This is a genomic window from Acinetobacter sp. WZC-1, assembly GCF_052544965.1.
On the sequence record NZ_CP199370.1, the window covers coordinates 2,026,555 to 2,046,996 of the forward strand.

Here is a 20,442-nt window from a genome sequence, read left to right on the forward strand (position 1 = left end):
GCTTTGAAGGCAGCGCAAGTCCGCCCAACGGCGACATCCATGTCGCCCCACGGTAGGACAACCATCTATGATTCAAGAGTACAAAAAACTAATCGATAACCAATAGTTTCTAAAAATTCATATAAAAATATAAGTTTCGTTTTTAATCAATAATTTGAATCAAATCACGTGTATTAATAATTGGGTGGTTTGACTATAGAAATAAATGAAAAGAAATAAATACGTCATAAAAAAGAGGCCCTGAACGGACCTCTTTTTCCACTTATCCAATGGCTGAATTTAATCAATTGCCGGTGTATAAGTCCCTTGCTGAATGGGTCCCTTGATCCGTTCTGCTTCTTCCAATACCAGCCTGAGAAGGTTTTTGACGTTATCCACGGTAACCACCGGACTGAGTGTTGTCATTTTCAGTGACTGAACACGGCCGACCCGGGTCACACCAATATTGGCTTCACCACGGGCAAACAGTTCATCGGCAACATTCTGATTCAGTGTATCCAGCAGCTCAGCCGGATAACCTTCGGGCACCACACGGAATAAAACTGAGGCAAACTGCGGTTCAACCAGTAATTCAAGACCATCCGTTGCCTGAATATAATCAGCAACGTCCCGTGTTAACTTTACACCGTGGTCAATCATTGAACCATACAATTCTTCACCGAGCGCCTCAACCGTCATCCACAATTTCAATGCATCAAAACGACGGGTTGTCTGTAATGATTTGGACACCAGGTTGGGTACACCATGTTCTTCATCATAGGCAGAATTCAGATATTCTGCTTCATAATGCATAAAACGATAATTCGCTTCGTCTTTCAGCAGGAAAGCACCACAGCTGATGCTCTGAAAATAATGCTTATGGAAATCCAGGGTAATGGAATCTGACAGCTCAATACCATCCAGCATTGCACGATGGTCAGTGGAAAGAACCAACGCACCACCCCAGGCAGCATCAACATGCATCCATGAACCATATCTGGTGGTAATTTCACGGATTTTCTTCAGTGGATCAATGGCCCCTGCGTCTGTTGTACCGGCAGTCGCCACCACACAAGCCACAATCTTACCTTCAGACTGAAGATGTGCCATGGTTTTTTCCAGTGCATCAACATCCATTTGCGCATTGTCATTGACAGGAACCGTCACTACGGACTGGAAGCCCATCCCCATCATGGCCATGTTCTTCTGCACAGAAAAATGCGCATTTTCAGAACAGATGACTTTGACGTTCTTCATGGCATCCGCAGGAATGCCTTCACGCTGCACAGACCACGGATTGTTATTTTCATCTTTCCAGTGCTTTGCAATACATGCATCGCGCGCAAGCAGTACGCCCATCAGGTTGGACTGTGTGCCACCCGAAGTAAATACCCCTGCCTGACCCGCACCATAACCCACTTTCTGACGCAGCCAGTCAATCAGCTGGACTTCCATCAGTGAGCCAGCCGGGCTCTGGTCCCACGAATCCATTGACTGGTTGGTGGCATTAATCAGTACTTCAGCAATCTGACTTATCACCATAGTCGGACAGTGTAAATGTGCCAGTGAATGCGGATGATGAACTTTGAGGCTTTTATTCAGAAAAAGCTCAACCATTCGTTCAAGTGACTTCTGTACACCCAGACCGTCCCGGGAAGGATTGAAGGAAATTGCCTTACGCAGCTCCTTAATGCTCCCTCCGGTATACATCTGATCATTCTGCAACCATGCTGAAACGGCTTTTACCGCCTCATCCATTGCTGCCTGATAGTCAGCAATGGATTCAGCATCATTGCAGAGTAATGCTTTACGATGTTCTGCAAAATCCACCATATATTATGCGCCCCGCACTGCAACTAAAGCTTCAGCAATTGCTTTTTTAAAGCGAACAATGACTTCTACACATTCATCCTGCTGAATGATCAGTGGACACAGCAAACGGATCACCGTACCCCCACGACCGCCTTTTTCCAGCAGTAATTTATTGTCGAAGCAGGCTGTCTGAATGGCCGCCGCCAGTTGTGAATCAGCAGGATATGCTCCCAGATGATTAGCCTGCTGACGCTCATCCACAATCTCAACGCCAATCATCAGACCACGGCCACGGACATGACCGATACATGGAAATTCAGCAGTCAGCTTTTTCAGTTCAGCCTGAAGAAAGTCACCACGTTCCTGTGCATTTTTTGCAAGGTTCTGTTCCTGAATGGTCTGAATGGTTGCCAGGCCTGTTCCCATGGCCAACTGATTGCCACGGAAAGTCCCGGTATGTCCGGCAGGCTGCCATGCATCAAACTTACGCTTAATGCCAAGCACGGCAAGTGGTAGACTGCCACCAACAGCTTTTGACATGACCACGACATCCGGTTCAATTCCGGCATGTTCAAAGGCAAACATTTTTCCTGAGCGGGCAAAACCAGCCTGGACTTCATCCAGAATCAGTACAATATTATGCTTTTCAGTCACTTCACGGATTTTTTTCAACCATTTATCCGGTGCTGTCACCACACCGCCTTCTCCCTGAATCGCTTCAAGAATCACTGCCGCAGGCTTGGTGACACCACTTTCCACGTCTTCAATGAAGTTTTCAAAATAATAGGTCAGCGCGTCGACACCGGCTTCACCCCCAAGACCCAGTGGGCAGCGGTACTCGTGCGGGTACGGCATGAACTGTACGCCCGGCATTAAACCATTGACTGCATTTTTGGCAGACAGGTTTCCGGTCATGGCCAAGGCACCATGTGTCATGCCATGATAACCGCCGGAAAAACTGATCACCGAACTGCGCCCGGTATATGTTTTTGCAAGCTTAATTGCGGCTTCCGTTGCATCTGCACCCGTTGGACCACAGAATTGCAGACAATATTCTTCTTTACCACCCGGTAACTGTTCCAGTAATGCTTCAGTGAATGCATCCTTTAAAGGTGTGGTTAAGTCCAGGGTATGCAATGGCAAACCACTGGTCAGGGTTTCCTGGATACTCTGAATCACAGCAGGATGATTATGGCCCAATGCCAGGGTTCCTGCGCCAGCTAAACAATCGAGGTACTCTGTACCTTCAACATCGGTAACCCAGCATCCTGAAGCTTTTGCTATCGCCAGTGGCAGTTTACGTGGATAGCTACGAACATTGGATTCCATCTGACTTTGGCGAGTCAGGTAGTATTCGTTAGTAGAGTTCATGGCAGGGCTTACAGAAGAAACGCTCATATCGAATTACCATCTCTGATATGGGTTGAAGAAATAAGTCGGGTGACTTGCGGTCCTTTGACTCGGTGCTTGAATTGAACATCTGGTCAGAACGTCATTAATACAGTCATAACCAAAAGCGCGATGATACAGTTTTTTTCAAGAAAATAAATATCTTTTATGTACTTATCAAGGTTCAGTTGATTAAAAATAATGCGCATTCGGCCATAAATGAGAATTATCATCATACTATGTGACAAAGCAAAGAAAAGCCGATTTTTTATCTGATTTTTTTATTTGAATGAACATTAATGCCCTCCTCAGACCAGAATATACACAACACAATGATATACATCATGATTTAAACAGAAACGTATTTCAAAAACATATTAAAATATTACAAAAGCACCACAAATTCTGCAAAAGCAATCCTGTACTTATGCTTAGTATTTTCAGTATGAAATCATACAGATTCAACAATAAATCCAACAGGAAAATCCTCATGCGTTATTCAGCCCTTTCATCCATTCTTTTAGGTACGGCAATCAGCACCATGACCTTTGCAGCACAGACCACATCCACTGAAAGTTTAAACTACAATATTGCCAATGTTCAGGCCGATGCGACCCGTCAGGTGTCCAATGATGAAATGCATGCGGTGTTATATATTGAAAAAAGCAACCGGCAACCTGCTGAACTTGCAGCACAGATCAGCCAGCTGATGAATCAGGCGATTGCCACATCCAGCAAATATCCAAAGGTAAAGGTTGAAACCGGTGCGCAGAGTACCTACCCGGTTTATGACAATGACAATCGTAAACTGAAGGAATGGCGCGGTCGTGCCGAAGTCCGGATTGAAAGTAAGGACTTTAAGGCCGCCAGTCAGCTGATCAGTGAGTTACAACAGAATTTTCAGACACAATCAATTAATTTCACGGTATCTGACGAACAGCGTAAAAAAGTTGAAAATGAGTTAATTGTTGAAGCTTCAAAAAACTTCCAGCAACGCTCACAGCTGCTGACACAGGCATGGAATAAATCTTCCTATCAGCTGGTCAGTCTGAACATCAATACCAACAGCTCATCTCCACAACCGATCATGATGCGTTCCAGCATGGCCAAGTTCGCTACTGCTGAAATGGCGCCTGCCCAGGATGTTGCAGCAGGTGAATCCAGCATTACAGTCACTGCAAATGGCTCCATTCAGTTTAAATAAAAACAATTCATCCCCATCGGAAACCGTGCCGAGGCACGGTTTTTTATAATGCTGGTTTTCCCGGTTTTAATCCCCCATCTTTAGAAGTCACAATCCCCCCGCTTTAACCAAACAGGTTCAGGCTTAGAAACGGGCACTATGCCCAAACCACGGGCAATTGGCAAACTGTTTTATTGATGAATCATATGAATATGGTTCATTCCATGATAACGTCGCCTGAAACGACTCAATCACCAATATAAAAATGTTTTTAGAACCCATCAATTTCTCACTGATTTTCTTTGCTTTTTGTGGGGGCTTTGTTGACGCAACTGTGGGAGGGGGTGGCCTGATTGTTGTTCCGGCACTGATGTATGCCTATCCGGCTGCAAACCTCGCCACCATTTTCGGTACCAATAAAATTACAGCGCTGGCCGGTGCAACATCTTCAGCACTGGCCTATATCAAGCGGGTGAAAATCCCCTGGGGCTTAATTCTGCCCACCATGCTTTCTGCTTTTCTGTGTGCCTATGCCGGGGCACTTTCCGTAGCACTGATTCCAAAGCAGTTCATGCAATATTGCGTGTTTTTTCTGCTAATTTTCATGGCGGTATATACCTTTATAAAAAAGGAAATGGGCCGCACTCATACTCAGCTTCAGACCGGTCTAAAAGAGATTCTGAAAGGCATCATACTGGGCGGTCTCATTGGCTTTTATGATGGTGTGTTTGGTCCCGGTTCCGGTAGTTTTTTACTGTTTTTATTTATCAGAATCTTTGCCTTCGATTTTCTGCATGCTGTTGCCTCTGCAAAACTGGTCAACATGGCAACATTTACAGCAGCATTGCTGTTTTTTATACCTGCAGGGCATGTGCTGTGGGGCACCGGGTTTTATATGGTACTGAGCAGCATCGCCGGGGCTTTTGCAGGAACCTTATTTGCTTTGAAATTTGGCAGTGGGTTTATCCGTATTCTATTTTTAATTCTGCTGATCTTTTTGATTGGCCGGATGGGATACACGCTGTTTTTTTGAAGTGGACTGTCTTTTGCGGGTCGCCATTCCGTGGTTTGAATATGAAGCAGAAAGTCACTTTATATGCAAAAGTGACTTTCTAAAATATAGTGACTTACATTTGATCATTTTTTGAATGGCAATGCATATTTGATAATCCGCCCCAATACCTGACCGTATTGTCTGACCAGACTTGCATTATTGTAGTTGATGCCATATTTGCGACATACGGCCTCTACTTTTGGCGCCATTTTCCGGTAACGACGTGCAGGAATATCCGGAAACAAATGATGTTCAATCTGATGGCTTAAATGCCCTGTTAAAATATGAAATGCCTCAGAGCCCGTCAGATTTGAAGAGCCACGGATCTGACGCATATACCAGTGCCCGCGACTTTCATTGTTCAGCACAGATTTTGGAAATACTTCTACATCCTTTGTAAAATGGCCACAGAAAATAATACTGAATGTCCATATATTCCGCAGGCCATTCGCCACAACATTCCCGGCAAACACCGGGAATGCTGCCGGACCAGCAATCAGCGGGAAAAACACATAATCCTTAAATAGCTGTTTCGCTATTTTCTTCTGCGCCGGTTTCCATTGCTGTATAAACTCAGCCATGGTTTTCCGTTTGTATAACAACAGGCCAATTTCCAGGTTCTGAACAGCCACCCCCCACTGAAACAGTAAACAGAAAGGAATGCTGTAAACTGGCTGAAATAAAAAGCCGGGTTTCCAGCGCTGTTCCGGAAACAGACGCAGCAGACCATAGCCAATGTCATCATCCATACCCTTGATGTTGGTAAAAGTATGATGCCTGTAGTTATGCGTCTGACGCCAGTTGTCAGAGGTGCCAACGGTGTCCCATTCGTACTGCTGTCCATTGAATTTCGGATCATTCATCCAGTCATACTGGCCATGCATGACATTATGGCCCAGTTCCATATTTTCCATAATTTTGGCGAAACCCAGCAACCCGGTGCCCAGTAACCAGGCCGGTGGAAACCAGCCTGCAAACAGACAGGCCCGCCCCAGCATGCTGCTGTAGCGGATCACTGAATAAACACGCCGGATATAGCGGGCATCTTTTTCACCCAGGTCATCCAGTACTTCCTGTTTAATCGCATCCAGCTCTGTGGCCAGTGCATCCAGTTCCTGCTGGGTCAATTCACGATTTTTGGGATTTTTAAAATATTGAACTTTCAGGGGCATATTCATGACTTAAATTCCTTAAAGATCGATCATCAGGTCAGACTGAGCCGAGTTAACACAGAGTTTCAACAGATTGCCGGGTTCGGTATTTTCACTGCCATTAATCAGGTTTCTGGTCGCCCCCTGGCGTTTATTGCATGCACATTTATTACAGACACCCATACGGCAGCCATGCTGCGGTTTAATATTCTGCTGTTCAAGGCCTGCCAGAATGGACTGTCCAACCGGAATTGCAACCGTCCTGCCGGACTGTGTCAGTGTAATATTGACAAAGCCTGTTTCAGCCGATATCACGGGGTTCAGACTGAAGGCTTCTGTTTTAAGCTGCCCGGCCTGCGCACACAATGTTTCCGCGCTTGCCACAAAACCGCCAGGACCACATGCATAAACTATCGCTGCAGGCAGATGAGATATATCGGCGATATGTGTTTCATTCAACCGTGCATCTGCATTCAGCTCCCGGGTATAAAATGCCTGAAATTTAAAAGACGAATATTGCGCCGCAAGCTGTTCAAAACAATGTCTAAATGCCGCATCTTCACGGGTTTTGCTCCAGTAAAGCAATTGCAGCTGGCGTCTGCTCATTTCACCGGTCTGTATCAGTTGCTGAATTAAACTATACATTGGGGTAATCCCACTGCCTGCAGCCAGCAATATCATGGGGGCATTTTCATCCGGAATCTGCATATCGCCATAAGGAGATCCAAATCCAATCATATCTCCCGGTCTGGCCTGTTCCACCAGCCAACTGCTGACAATACCCTGACTGACCTTTTTCACCGTCAGCAGCACGTGACGGGAATCCACCTGAGTCAGACTATAAGTTCGCTCATAACGACGTCCCTGATATTCCACAATCACCGGATGATGCTGACCTGCCTGCCCCTGCTGGAAATTACGGTTGCACTGAATGGTCAGACTAACGACATCCGCCGCTGTATGTTCTTTTTTGACAATTTTTCCCAGGGCCTGTCCCACGGACCACAGCGGATTGACTTGCTGTAACCAGAAATCGACCGTAGTCTGGTCATAAATGCCGTCTATCAGCCGGTCTACAGGACGCTTTATTTTTTCCAGAACCTGCATGAAACAACCACCATATCACTGTGTTTTAATTATTATACACATGTATATATATTGCATATACGATCAGATTGTATCTGTTTATTTCACAACTGTGATGGCAACCGCTATACTGTTCCAAAGAAAACGAATCAACTTAAATCATGTCAACCGAAACCATGAATCATATGCCCCATGCAGATCACGATGTCCTGGAACCTGAATATAACCCAATAATTCAGGAACAGCCGCCTATACGAACTGCAGGTAGAAAGGCAACCATTACCCGGGATGAACTGTTCCAGGCAGCGCTGCATCTGATTGGTCCGCAGAAAAGTATCGCCTCCTTAAGTCTGAGGGAAGTCGCCAGGGAAGCCGGCATTGCACCCAACAGTTTTTACCGTCATTTCCGGGATATTGATGAACTGGCAATTGAACTGATTGAACGTTCCGGCCTGGTGCTGCGTCAGATTCTGTCTCAGGCACGCCTTAAGGCAAAGTCTGGCAAACACAGTATTGTCCGGGTTTCAGTTGAAGTTTTTATTGAACAGCTGGATGCCGATGAAGGCAATTTAAGTTTATTACTCCGTGAAGGTTATACCGGCTCCAAATCATATAAACAGGCGGTTGACCATCAGCTGAATTATTTTCAGCAGGAATTACAGGAAGACCTGATACAGCAGGCTCATCTGAACAACAGCCGGCTGGTCCACCCGGAACTGGTAGCCCGGGCCATTACCCAGCTGGTATTCAGTATGGGGGCACGGGTAATTGATATGCCCTCAGATGAACGCGGGGAAATTTCGAAACAGACCATCATCATGATTCGTATGTTGCTGGAAGGTTCACGGCATATGAAATCCGGCCATGATTAATCATTCCGGTTTCTGAACATTTCCACTCATATTTTTTCATGTTCCATGTTTTTGTTTTACCGTTCAGGCCACGGACTGGTCCGGACAAAACTCAGACCCGATATGGCTGATACTGCAGGCATAGACGAAATGTCAACAGACCCTGTTATCAAATCATCATATAAAGATAACGGAAATGATCATCACCAGAAAAAGACCTGATAAGTTCAGACTTCATATGACTATAATTCTGCCTTCACAGTGCTTATTGATGAGTTGTGACAATCACTTCCCTATACCAATGTTTACATACTGATGCCTGCCCAGGTCAATATCCATGAAAATTCTGAACGATCGACAAGCGATTATCGCCAGCTATCTGCTGATGTTTATCTTTTTGCTGCTGATGATTCCCCTGCATTTACTGGTCAGTTTCTTTGCCGGTTTTGTGATCTACGAAATTATTAACAGTCTTGGTTCCATACTTGAAAAATATATTGATGGCCAGCAGGCACGTATCACTATCAGTGTCGTACTGGGCATTCTGATCATAACCTTTATCGGGCTGGCCGTGACCGGGCTGACGTCGCTGGTGCAGCATGATTTACAGGGCGCGGGAGTCGGTGCCATCAGTGATCAGATGGATCAGACCCTGCAGAAACTGCAGATGGAAATTGCCCAGTATATTCCGGGTTTTATTCCATATAGTCTGACTGAACTGAAGGATCATACCCTGGGTTTCCTGAAAAATAATCTGTCCACACTGAAACATACCGGCAGTGATTTACTGCATAATCTTGCCACCATGCTGATCGGGATCATTATTGGGATTCTGGTGTCACTCAATCAGTTACGTCACAATCCGGACCATCCGGCCTTTAAAACGGCGCTGATCAAACGCATCGAAAATCTGTCGACCTCCTTTAAAAATGTGGTGTTTGCCCAGTTCAAAATCTCCGTGATTAACACCGTCCTGTTTATGCTGTTTGCCCATGTCGTATTACCATTGTTTGGTGTGCAGCTGCCTTTTGCCAAAACACTGACCATACTGACCTTTGTCTTTGGCCTGATCCCCATTGTCGGCAATCTGATTTCCAATACCCTGATTGTCATTGCCGGGCTGACCATTTCAGTGACGCTTGCAGGGATAGCACTGATTTATCTTATTTTTATCCACAAACTGGAATATTTTATTAATGCCAGGATCATTGGTACAAAAATTCATGCCAATTCATGGGAAGTGCTGCTGGCCATGCTGGTGTTTGAAGCAATTTTTGGGTTGGCCGGACTCATTGTTGCGCCTATTTTTTATGCCTATATCAAACTGGAACTGAAAGAAGCGGAACTGATATAGACCGTCATATCAGACCCACCCGCAATAAAAAACCCCTTCAGATTCGGCACAATGTCCGGTCTGACAGGGGTTTTTTATTTCAGCATCCGTTAATCCATTCAACCTGTTTATGGTTTGACAATCACCAGTACCTGAATGGCTTCCGGCGTGACAGATAAACCATCCAGCAGGTTCAGACCTTCTTTTTGTAATTTTTGCAGATGTTCAATTTCATCTGCCCGAATACTTGGATTGAACTGTCTTAAATAACCCAGGCGATCAATTTCGTATTGCCATTTATTGCCATATATTTCCCTGGCCTGTTGTTTCAGTTCAGGCAGGGATGCCCTGGCGATATCCAATGCCTGGGCATAACGCTGTTCAATAATTTCACGACGTGCCTTGACCACCTGACGGCAACTGTTGCTGTCCAGATGATACAGATACGGCCGGATAATGTCAGGATCCAGTTTTGCCGATAAATCCTGACCATTTTCAGTCAGCAATATCCGGATCAGCTGAGTCGGTAAACTCGATGGCAGATTCAGCGCCTTCGGTGCAATCACTTCCACTTTAAACCAGACCTCCAGCAGCACCGTTCCCTGTTTCAGCGCATTGGTTTTCAGCAATGCGACATTGGTACTGCCAAACGACTGAGTCTGGATCATCTCCATGACACTTTCGGTAAATGGATGTTCCAGTGTCAGGTATTGTGCATCCTCACGAATCTGAGCCTGATCCCGATAGAAAGTGACCGTCATGCCCTCTTCATCAATGCTCAGTCCCTGAACCTGCATCTGATCCGTCGGTTTGATAATAACCGTGCCATTACTCTGTTCATCAAAATCAATATTGGTCGACGCCATAAAGCGCTTCATGAACATGGGCAAGGTGGTATTGTCATCATAGTTTTCAAGCGCCTGCACAATCTCCTGTGCCACCATCGGACGGCAGGAATTATATTCAAGCAGACGGTCACGACCGGCCTGAAGTTCTTCCTCCAGTCCCTGACGCTGCACATTCACTGTTTCCAGCAGATCTTCAAACTTCTGTCCCAGATCCGCCACTAAGCAGTCTTTCAGTTCAACAATAAAGTTTTCCTGTAAGGTCTGAGCAGCAGGCGAAATATTGCTGAAAAGATTCAGGGCTTCGTTATACCAGCGGAACATACGCTCCTGGGCAGTTCCCATCAGATACGGCACATGAATCTGGATACGGTTTTCCTGGCCAATCCGGTCCAGACGCCCGATCCGTTGTTCAAGTACATCCGGATTCGCCGGTAAGTCAAACAGAATCAGATCGGAGGCAAACTGAAAATTACGGCCTTCGGAACCAATTTCAGAACACAGTAAAATCTGTGCGCCATAAGCATCTTCGGCAAAATAAGCAGCAGCCTGGTCACGCTCCAGCAAACTCATGCCTTCATGAAACATGGCGGTACGAATTCCGGCATGAATGCGTAATGCATTTTCCAGTGCTTCAACCACCGGACCACTGCGTGCAATCAATAATACTTTTTTATGTTTCAGCTGACTGCGCAGCATTTCCATAATCCACAGCACCCGTGGATCAGTCTGCATCCATGCACCATCCAGCTGGGCTTCTTCAGGCCACATCTGCTCACGCAGCTTGCCATCCATCGACCAGTTTTCAGGCGCCACCAATGGGGCTGGCTGACAGTCACGCCCCGGAAAACCCTGGATCGCTTCACGGGTGTTCCTGAACAGAATACGCCCCGTACCATGACGATCCAGCAGTTCGTGAATGGCACGAAAGCGCTGTTCCGGATCATCTGCAATCTGATGCCCCAGCAGTTTTTCAATCGCTTCCAGATGCACCGCTTCAAGCGGCATGTCTGACATTAAAACTTCGGCAATCTGCGCCGTGTGATGATATTGCTGTTCTTCATCCAGGAAACGTTCAAGCGAACTGAAACGCTGCGGATCCAGCAGGCGTAAACGTGCAAAATGACTTTCCACGCCCAGCTGTTCCGGTGTGGCAGTCAACAGCAGCACGCCGGGAGTCTGCTGCGCCAGTTCTTCAATGAGGTCATAACGGTCATTACCGCCTTCTTCCTCACTCCACATCAGATGATGTGCTTCATCGACCACCAGCAGATCAAAACCGGCAGCCACAGCCTGCTCACGTAAATCTTCATGGTCGATCAGCAAATCAATACTGGCAATCATGCATTGTTCGGTCAGAAACGGATTCAGTTCAGGGTCATGTTCCTTAATGGATGCCGTCCGGGCCAGATCAAACAGCGAAAACTGCAAATTGAAACGGCGACGCATTTCAATCATCCACTGATATTGCAGTGAATCCGGCACCAGAATCAGTATCCGTTCAGAACGCCCGGTTTTCAGTTGCTGATGAATGATCAGTCCCGCTTCAATGGTCTTGCCCAGACCGACTTCATCGGCCAGTAAAACGCGGGGCGCAAAACGCTTGCCTACTTCATGAGCAATATACAGCTGATGCGGCACCAGGCCGACACGTGAACCGATCATGCCACGCAGCGGGCTGTTCTGCATACTGGCCTGCATTTGCAGGGCTTCAATACGCAGGTCGTACCACTCCTTATAATCCACCTGGCTGGCCAGTAATCGGTCCAGCGGTCTGGACAGCTGGATTGATGCACCAATACGGGTTTCGTTCAGGGCTTTGCGTTCTTCAGTGCCATCCTGCAGTATTCTGACCACGTTATAACGGATCACGCCATGACGGTCATCCAGTGACTCCACCTGCCAGTGATGACCTTCCTGGTCCTGTATTTCGTCATTGACGTTAAAGATAATGCGTGACAAAGGTGCATTGTTACGTGCGTAGACACGTGTTTCATCACTTTTTGGAAACAGAATGCTGATGGACCGCTCATCAGTATCAATCAGTACCCCCAGTCCAAGTTCAGTTTCAGTGTCTGATAACCAACGCTGACCAATAGCAAATTCCTGCAATTTTTCCACCTTTATCTCTGGTTGGGACCGAAAAACTGTTGCACAAAAACTGGAGATAATTTGAACAAAGTTTTACGCCATTAAGCAATACATTTTGACATAAAGCTCACTAAAAAATGAGCAGATTCAATATTTGTTAAAAAGTTTTCCCCTAAAACGGAACCGGGCAGCTGAACTGCAACGGTTCCCCTGTCTGCGGATGCATAAAACTCAATTGTTCTGCATGCAGACACAGCCGTGGCATAAGCTGTTGCTGCTCAGCTGTGGCATACAATGTATCGCCCAGAATAGGATGCCCCAGATACTGCATATGGACACGCAACTGATGCGACCGCCCGGTAATGGGCGTCAGTCTGACCCGACTGACCGGCTGCTGCTGAATTTCAGAATGTTCCATCACCTGCCAGTGCGTCAGTGCCGGTTTGTCATGATCAGGATCGGCAATGTGCATGGGCGGACGGGATGGATCGTAACTGACAGGAACATCAACCGTTCCTTCGCCGGTCAGCTGACCTGCAACCAATGCCTGATAAATTTTGGCCGTGCGGCGCTCCTGAAACTGACGGGAAATATTTTTCTGCCCCCACCTGCTCAGGCCAAACACCAGAATACCTGAGGTATCCCGGTCCAGACGATGGATCAGCAAGGTTCTGGGTTCAATGGACAATAGCCGATTGATGACGCAATCCTGCAAATCTTCGGTTTTCCCCGGAACCGTGAGTAGGCCTGCCGGTTTATGAATCACCATAAAATCCTCATCACGGTGGATCAGCTGCTCAGTTAGAAAATTACTCAAAACTCAATCCTGGACGGGTCATCTGAATCAACCGGCAATGATAGGAAGCCTGGCATAAAATTACAATGCATCACAGCAACTTTATTCGATTCCCTGTGATTTCATTTCTGCAAATGTTTCACCGGCTGCCTGAATGGTCAATTTAATATCGTCATCCTGATGCGCGCTGGATATAAATCCGGCTTCAAAAGCTGAAGGGGCCAGATTGACGCCACGTTTTAACATGCCATGAAAGAATGCCTTAAATGCATTCACATCACAGGCCAGCATGGAATCAAAACTGGTGATGTCCTGCTGGTCGGTAAAATACAGTCCAAACATGGCACCGACCTGCTGGGTTTTAAATGCGATACCGGCCTGATCAGCTTCCGCCTGCAAACCTGACAGCAGTTTCTCAAGTTTCGCAGTCAGCTGACTATAAAAGTCAGGCTGACGCAGATGTCTGAACATGGCAATACCGGCACGCATCGCCAGCGGATTCCCGGATAGTGTTCCCGCCTGATAAACCCCGCCCAGCGGCGCAATACATTGCATGATTTCACGCTTGCCGCCGAATGCGCCCACCGGCAGACCGGCACCAATAATTTTACCCAGCGTGGTCAAATCCGGCTGAACGCCATAATATGCCTGTGCCCCCCCCAGCGCGACCCGGAATCCGGTCATGACTTCATCCATAATAAATACGGACTGATACTGGTCACATTGTTCGCGGATGCTTTCAAGAAAGCCTGCAATCGGTTTTACCAGATTCATATTACCGGCAACCGGCTCCACAATCACACCGGCTATTTCATTGCCGAATTTTGTAAAACAGGCCTTAACCGCATCGATGTCATTGTATGGCAATGTCAGGGTATGTTTTGCAAAGTCTGCCGGAACACCTTTTGAAGTCGGTTCCCCCAGCGTCAGCATGCCTGAACCGGCTTTCACCAGCAGTGAATCTGAATGGCCATGATAACAGCCTTCAAATTTTATAATTTTGTCCCGACCGGTATAGCCACGGGCAAGACGGATGGCCGTCATGGTTGCCTCAGTCCCGGAACTGGTCATCCGCACCATCTCAATTGAGGGCATGATCTCACAGATGATATCGGCCAGCGTGGTTTCATGCACGGTGGGTGCGCCAAAACTCAGACCATCCACCGCAGCCTGTTGTACCGCCTGTACAATGTCCGGATGCGCATGCCCCAGAATCATGGGCCCCCAGGAACCGACATAGTCAACATAGCGTTTGCCGTCGACATCATACAGATAAGCTCCACGGGCTTTTTCAATAAATACAGGCGTACCACCGACACCATTAAAAGCACGTACCGGCGAGTTCACTCCCCCTGGAATATGCTTGCTGGCTTGTTTAAATAATTGTTCCTGCTTCAAAGATAAGCTCATAAATTTACGCAACCTGAATGAAATCCAGTGGATTTGAAATAATTAAATATTGAGGTCCTGAATATTGAAATCTTCAATATGTGGCAGTTTCCGCAAACACATGTGCCCATGCTGCAACACGTGCGGGAATGTCTTCAACCGACCGGCCTAATATATCACTGATCACGGCACAAAGGTCAGCACCGGCAGCAATGACAGCTGCTGAATTTTCAACGCTTAATCCACCAATGGCACAAATGGGTACATTAAACTGCTGTGAAGCCTGTCGGAGAATATCCAGCCCCACCTGACCCGCTTCCGGCTTGCTTGCAGTGGCATAAATCGCACCGAAAGCCACATAGTCCGCTCCTGCAGCAATGGCCTGTTCAGCCAGCGCAATTGAATCCAGACAGGTCCGCCCAATGATCGCACCACCCTGCAACCGGGTCACTGCATCAGCAATGTCTCCATCATCCTGCCCCAGATGCACGCCCACACCGAACTGTTCAGCAAGTGCCAGGCTGTCATTAATCACAAAAGGCGTCTGGTACTTTTCACAGAGCAGTTTGATCCGGGCCACTTCCTGTGGCTGATGCTGACGGGCTGTTTTCTTACGGCGATATTGTAAAATGGCAATTTGCCGTGTCGCCAGGGCGGCTTCCAGTTTCTGCACCAGTAATTCCATCGGATCATCATTGGTAATCAGATATAAGCCACGCATGCCATTTCCCATAAAAAGCCCTGCTGTATCAGTTACTGTATTATAGGCTTATACGCCGCACAAAGTTGCAATGCTTTCCCTGATGCTCCCATAAAAACAACAATTCGCTTTTTATACAGCACTGACTGGGCAATCAGCTGTCAATCCGGTCAAATTTTCGATCCTTCAGACTCAGATTACCGCGGACAATATCGGAAAGCATCCGCCAGTCTGAAATAAAACTATATAAAGGTTGTTTAAAACTGGCGGGCTTATTCTTTTCAAACACAAAATGCCCCACCCATGCACAGGCATAGCCGGACAGCAGCCCATAGGCAATGTATTTTGCTTTTCTGTGACGGATTGCCTTACTGAAAAAATAAATACCGACACTGCTTCCTGCTGCATGTAAACGCCGGCTCATGATGCTGCGGTGTTCACTCAGATAAAAGCGATAGAATTCGGAATAGTTCTGAATAGGTGGCTGCTGCGGTAATCTGAGTGTCGGCATCTGTGTCTGCCTTGATTTTATATCGATATTCATAATCATCATCCCTGTGATAGTTCTGTCCGCCTTCAATATTAGGGGCAAACAAAAGCCGGATACAACAGCAGAACCGTAAAACTAACCTGCTGATGATGAATTTTCTGCATTTGCTACGCTGAGATTCACACAATTCAGGCTACAATGCTGACTTTTTTAGTCTGACGATAAGATGCCAATGCAAAACCCTGCTCTTATTGTGATGACTGAATTGATCCATTTTCAGATCACAACACACTTTTCAGGACAACACCTCAGGATAACATCATGGTTGAAGTTGAATTAAAATTTCAGATTCCGGCAGCCCGTCGCAATGCCATTCAGAAAGCGATTGACCCCTCAAAATCTGAAATCATTCAACTACAGGCCAGATATTACGACAGCGAAGATCAGGCCCTGTCCAGACATGGCATTGCCCTGCGCCAGCGCCTTGAAGGCAGTCAATGGATTCAGACTCTGAAAGCTGCCGGTCAAAGTCATTTACATCGCTTTGAACATAATTATGAACTGGGCGAACTGGAGCAGCCTCCTGAACTGAAACTGGAGATTTATGCAGATCAGCCACAAGCACAGCAGCTGCTGAAAACTGCCCTGGGAGAACCGATCACAGCACTCAGCCTGCAATTTGAAACAGACATCCGACGTACCCGACGTGTCATTCAATTTGAAGATGCTGAAATTGAAATCAGCCTGGATGTTGGTGAAATCCGTGCTGCATCCGCACAGCTGGACGTTCATGAAGTTGAGTTTGAATTAAAAAGCGGCACCGTACAGTCCCTGCTGAAATTCAGCTTTGAATGGGTCAAAAAATATCAGTTGTGGCTGGACGTACGTAGTAAGGCAGAATTCGGAAATTTGCTGGTGACCGGGCAAATGGTCAGCCCTGCCCGCAGAAGCCGCGAGTTTCAGTTAAATAAAAAAGAAGCCGCCAATAAAAACCTGCGTTTGCTGATTGCCAGCCAACTGCAGCACCTTTTGCCCAATATTGCTGCCATTTCTGCTCAGGTTGCAGAACAGGAACACATTGAACAGGCACAGACAGCACTGCATCATCTGCATCTGACCCTGTCCCTGTTCAGAGAATGGAGCGATGATGTTTCAGATAAATGGGCACACCAGCTTTCGGCATTTAAAAGTCATTTTGAAAATTTACAACAGATTGAACACATGCAGAGCACATTGGCTGCCCTGTTACAAAACCCGAAAACTGCTGAGAGTCTGAGCCAGGACATTCTATATGCCAGGGAAAAACTCTATAACCTGGTGAAGTCCACTCAGAATGTTCAGCATTACCTGGAACTATTGCTGTTCAGTCTGAGCGCCACAGATCAGGCTCAGTCACACGACTTAAAATGGTATGCCCAGCATAGCCTGCAACAGCAATACAAACACTTGCAAAATGCTGTCAACAAGGCAGATAGTGCCCATGCAGAAAGCTTTGATGAGCTGGCGCAGCAGCTGAATGCCCTGAAATTCAGTTTTCCTGTGCTGACCAGTATTTACGATATAAAAAACCTGCAGAAATACGGCAAGCACCTGAACGACGCGCAACAGGCATCTGAACAATACCAGTTACTGACCTCTTCTGCATCTTATTTGCAACAGGCAGAATTGCAGGCAAGCGACTGGTTTGCCCTGGGTTGGCTCACAGCAAAACAGGACGTCTATGCACAGACCTTACTGGAGGCAACTGAACAGTTTCTGGTCAGCCGTAAGTTTTTAAAATGATGCTTTTAGAATGACATGGGAGATGGGGATCCCCCCCTAAAAATAAAAAGTCAGATACACAGGAATTATTAGAGCAACATGGGCATCAGATTTTATGGTTATGTAGTGGTTTAATAAAGTTGGACACCAAATTAGGTGATAATGTATTCACCAAAGAGGTGCTCAATGAGAACAAGACGAACATTCACTCCAGAATTCAAATTGGAAGCAGCAAGCCTTGTGCTTGATCAAGGCTATTCAATTTCGCAAGCCTGTCGTGCTTTAGATACAGCCCAAAAAATAAAATTGGAAATAAAGCTCAAAATATAGTTGTAGTGAAACCGCTTAATTATTGAGTTTGGTGATCGCTTAAGCAATCACTTTTAATTAATAAAAGCAATTACACAAAATTATTTACAGGTTCTAATTTTTACTTGTCACGCATAAATTTAGCTTTTGTTTTTCATTTAAGTTAAAAACTTTATCATCAATATATTCCAATAATGGTCTCTCAAAAATCCTATTTATCAAAATATTACATTCCTGCCTATCACCTTGCGGAGAAATATTTGGATAAGATATCGTTTTTATGGAATATATTTTAACAACTCCTTTTTGATATACAAAAGTGCTATAAATTGTAACCGGTGACTTCTCACTATAGTTATTTATAACCTGGAAATAATTTGCATTTATAGCTTTAAGTTTTACATCATCATAGTAGTTAATGGAAGGATATATATGATTATTTATAATTAAAAAAATATCCTCATCTTTTCTTTTCAAACAGACACTACCCTTTGATACACACTCAGACTTCCCTACTAAATCACCACTCTTATTTGCATAAGAGCAGGATGAAAAAAAATAGTTACTAAAATCAATATTATTTTCTTCATAGCATCACACACCATTTTATTTAAAAATTCATCATAGCTGATTTTTTAACAAAATTTTATTATATTCATTTTTCTATTGGAACGACTCCATTAATTAATCATAGCTAAAAAAATTGTTGTCAAAAAGTATTAATTGCAAACATTTGTGTCTTCACAGCGAACCCAACCAATTATTATTTTTTTATTACTCCTTATATAAGAAACCTTAAGCCATTTTGACGTAATATCTATGATATTAAAATTATCACCAGGAACAAGGTAACCTAATTTTTCAGAATTTAAACCTGAATCATTATAAATTTTAGTTTTGTTTTTTATAATTCCATTTTTTAATTTATTATTTAGCCAATTTTTAAAAAAATTAGAGTTTAAGTCTTTTTTTACGTTATTTTCTGTCGCATAAGGATATTCCCACACTATTTTATAATTTTTAATTTCAACTAAATTTGCCCCATCACCAAAAAAATTTGTCACTTTATTGTTGATTTTACAAATGAAATCAAAACAGTCATATACTTTCATGAAATTATACTTACCATTTTCATATACATATTTAGGTTTTTCTTCGTATTGATCTGTTAAAACATGAGTGGAAATAAATAAACGATTAAAGCCATTATTTTTTTGGAAAAAATAATAATTCACCTTGGGGCTATCCCCAAAATACCCAAAAGTTTCTATTTTTTTAAAACTCTGCTGACAATCAGTTATGTAAGCATCCAAATCATACATATTTTCATTGTTATACTGACTATAATCTTTTTTAAAAGCAATGCACTGATTTGTATCAGCATATACATCAAAAGATAGAAATGCAAATAAAACCCATATATATCTTCTCATTTACACTCTCTGTATTTAGCTATAAACTCAGTTGCTATTTTTAATTTTCCTTTTTGCCATAAAATAAGCCAACAATTCAAGTGTATGAGACATTGGCTTAAGCAGAGGTTCGGGTTAATTACAAATATCCGTATTTTTACATGGGATCCAGCCAATGGTTGTCTTTCCTCTCTTATTTGTATAAATAATATTTAACCATCCGGAACTTATATCTTTAACCTTAAAAACATCCCCCTTAATTAAATAGCCTTTATGTTCAGTTGAAAAATTATTAACATCATTAATAAATGTTTTTTCCATTACTTTTCCACCAGTTAACTTACCGTTAACCCAACTATTAAACCTGTTGGATTTTAGTTCTTTTATTAAAAATTCCTTTTTTGAATATGGGTACTTATAGACTACCTTCTTTGTTCTTTCATTTACAATATCACCACCATTACCAAAATAATTTGATAAAATAGAGCTGTACTTGCAATAATTGTTTTTATTACAACCATAAGAATTTATCAAAAAATATTTATTATCATAATTATAAGTTTCATTAAAATCCCTATAAATCTCATTATATGAAAATGCAATATATATATATTTCCCATTAAAAAAAACATATTCCACTTGCGCAACATCATTAGGAACTTCTATTGAATCAATTTTATTTAATTTTTTATTATAGCCACATGCAAATTAAAGGCTACATCTCTTTAAATTCGACACCAAAAGCCCATTCTTAGAAATAACCATAGTCAATTTTCCATTGAGGAAGAGCTTGGAGTTTATCCAATGTAGT

The 20,442-nt window shown here is 44.4% G+C and carries 17 protein-coding genes and 1 pseudogene; 6 read left to right on the plus strand and 12 right to left on the minus strand.

The features are described 5' to 3' along the window. Positions 1–279: 279 nt before the first annotated feature. Both ACT6PV_RS09385 and ACT6PV_RS09390 read right to left on the minus strand, forming a co-directional pair. A complete protein-coding gene (locus tag ACT6PV_RS09385; RefSeq protein ID WP_445117081.1) occupies positions 280–1,809 on the minus strand; it encodes a pyridoxal phosphate-dependent decarboxylase family protein in 1,530 nt (509 codons plus the stop codon). Positions 1,810–1,815: 6 nt separating this feature from the next. Continuing rightward, on the minus strand, positions 1,816–3,189 hold the full coding sequence (locus tag ACT6PV_RS09390; RefSeq protein ID WP_445116119.1) for a diaminobutyrate--2-oxoglutarate transaminase: 1,374 nt from the start codon (positions 3,187–3,189) through the stop codon (positions 1,816–1,818). Between the two features lie 481 nt (positions 3,190–3,670). Between ACT6PV_RS09390 and ACT6PV_RS09395 the strand changes: the two genes are divergently transcribed. Together ACT6PV_RS09395 and ACT6PV_RS09400 are read left to right on the plus strand one after the other, a co-directional pair. Continuing rightward, positions 3,671–4,384, plus strand: coding sequence for an SIMPL domain-containing protein (locus ACT6PV_RS09395; protein WP_445116120.1), 714 nt, complete (start codon positions 3,671–3,673; stop codon positions 4,382–4,384). Between the two features lie 244 nt (positions 4,385–4,628). Beyond that, positions 4,629–5,396, plus strand: a complete 768-nt coding sequence (locus ACT6PV_RS09400; protein WP_445116121.1) for a TSUP family transporter — start codon at positions 4,629–4,631, stop codon at positions 5,394–5,396. A gap of 104 nt (positions 5,397–5,500) precedes the next feature. On the opposite strand, the gene ACT6PV_RS09405 is transcribed toward ACT6PV_RS09400, so the two are convergent. Together ACT6PV_RS09405 and ACT6PV_RS09410 are read right to left on the minus strand one after the other, a co-directional pair. Next, complete coding sequence (locus ACT6PV_RS09405; protein WP_445116122.1) at positions 5,501–6,595, minus strand: fatty acid desaturase family protein; 1,095 nt, start codon at positions 6,593–6,595, stop codon at positions 5,501–5,503. A 12-nt stretch (positions 6,596–6,607) separates the two neighbouring features. Continuing rightward, positions 6,608–7,675 (minus strand): ferredoxin reductase, encoded by a 1,068-nt coding sequence (locus tag ACT6PV_RS09410; protein ID WP_445116123.1) that lies wholly within the window; start codon positions 7,673–7,675, stop codon positions 6,608–6,610. A 164-nt stretch (positions 7,676–7,839) separates the two neighbouring features. On the opposite strand from ACT6PV_RS09410, the gene fabR reads away from it, so the two are divergent. Continuing rightward, complete coding sequence (gene fabR / locus ACT6PV_RS09415) at positions 7,840–8,526, plus strand: HTH-type transcriptional repressor FabR (protein WP_445117082.1); 687 nt, start codon at positions 7,840–7,842, stop codon at positions 8,524–8,526. A 316-nt stretch (positions 8,527–8,842) separates the two neighbouring features. Beyond that, positions 8,843–9,859 carry an AI-2E family transporter gene (locus tag ACT6PV_RS09420; protein WP_445116124.1) on the plus strand — a complete coding sequence of 339 codons (1,017 nt, stop codon included), beginning with the start codon at positions 8,843–8,845 and terminating at the stop codon, positions 9,857–9,859. A 107-nt stretch (positions 9,860–9,966) separates the two neighbouring features. Here ACT6PV_RS09420 and rapA read toward each other — a convergent pair whose 3' ends face one another. From rapA to ACT6PV_RS09445, 5 genes are all read right to left on the minus strand, one after another. Beyond that, positions 9,967–12,804 (minus strand): RNA polymerase-associated protein RapA, encoded by a 2,838-nt coding sequence (gene rapA, locus ACT6PV_RS09425; RefSeq protein WP_445116125.1) that lies wholly within the window; start codon positions 12,802–12,804, stop codon positions 9,967–9,969. A 142-nt stretch (positions 12,805–12,946) separates the two neighbouring features. Beyond that, positions 12,947–13,591, minus strand: a complete 645-nt coding sequence (locus ACT6PV_RS09430; protein ID WP_445116126.1) for an RluA family pseudouridine synthase — start codon at positions 13,589–13,591, stop codon at positions 12,947–12,949. 81 nt (positions 13,592–13,672) lie between these two features. Continuing rightward, complete coding sequence (gene hemL / locus ACT6PV_RS09435) at positions 13,673–14,980, minus strand: glutamate-1-semialdehyde 2,1-aminomutase (RefSeq protein WP_445116127.1); 1,308 nt, start codon at positions 14,978–14,980, stop codon at positions 13,673–13,675. A gap of 73 nt (positions 14,981–15,053) precedes the next feature. Further along, positions 15,054–15,680 carry a thiamine phosphate synthase gene (gene thiE, locus ACT6PV_RS09440; protein ID WP_445116128.1) on the minus strand — a complete coding sequence of 209 codons (627 nt, stop codon included), beginning with the start codon at positions 15,678–15,680 and terminating at the stop codon, positions 15,054–15,056. A 133-nt stretch (positions 15,681–15,813) separates the two neighbouring features. Then, a complete protein-coding gene (locus ACT6PV_RS09445; RefSeq protein WP_445117083.1) occupies positions 15,814–16,170 on the minus strand; it encodes an Mpo1-like protein in 357 nt (118 codons plus the stop codon). A gap of 300 nt (positions 16,171–16,470) precedes the next feature. Here ACT6PV_RS09445 and ACT6PV_RS09450 point away from each other — a divergent pair, with 300 nt between their 5' ends. After that, positions 16,471–17,931: a CYTH domain-containing protein gene (locus ACT6PV_RS09450; protein WP_445116129.1), complete on the plus strand. Its 1,461-nt coding sequence runs from the start codon at positions 16,471–16,473 to the stop codon at positions 17,929–17,931. A gap of 165 nt (positions 17,932–18,096) precedes the next feature. Continuing rightward, positions 18,097–18,213: pseudogene (locus ACT6PV_RS09455) on the plus strand (transposase); the annotation flags it as partial. Positions 18,214–18,333: 120 nt separating this feature from the next. On the opposite strand, the gene ACT6PV_RS09460 reads toward ACT6PV_RS09455, so the two are convergent. The 3 genes from ACT6PV_RS09460 to ACT6PV_RS09470 all read right to left on the minus strand — a co-directional run bounded on the left by ACT6PV_RS09460 (position 18,334) and on the right by ACT6PV_RS09470 (position 20,270). Further along, positions 18,334–18,696: a hypothetical protein gene (locus ACT6PV_RS09460; RefSeq protein ID WP_445116130.1), complete on the minus strand. Its 363-nt coding sequence runs from the start codon at positions 18,694–18,696 to the stop codon at positions 18,334–18,336. A gap of 242 nt (positions 18,697–18,938) precedes the next feature. Further along, on the minus strand, positions 18,939–19,652 hold the full coding sequence (locus tag ACT6PV_RS09465) for a hypothetical protein (RefSeq protein WP_445116131.1): 714 nt from the start codon (positions 19,650–19,652) through the stop codon (positions 18,939–18,941). A gap of 114 nt (positions 19,653–19,766) precedes the next feature. Beyond that, a complete protein-coding gene (locus ACT6PV_RS09470) occupies positions 19,767–20,270 on the minus strand; it encodes a hypothetical protein (protein WP_445116132.1) in 504 nt (167 codons plus the stop codon). Positions 20,271–20,442: the final 172 nt, after the last annotated feature.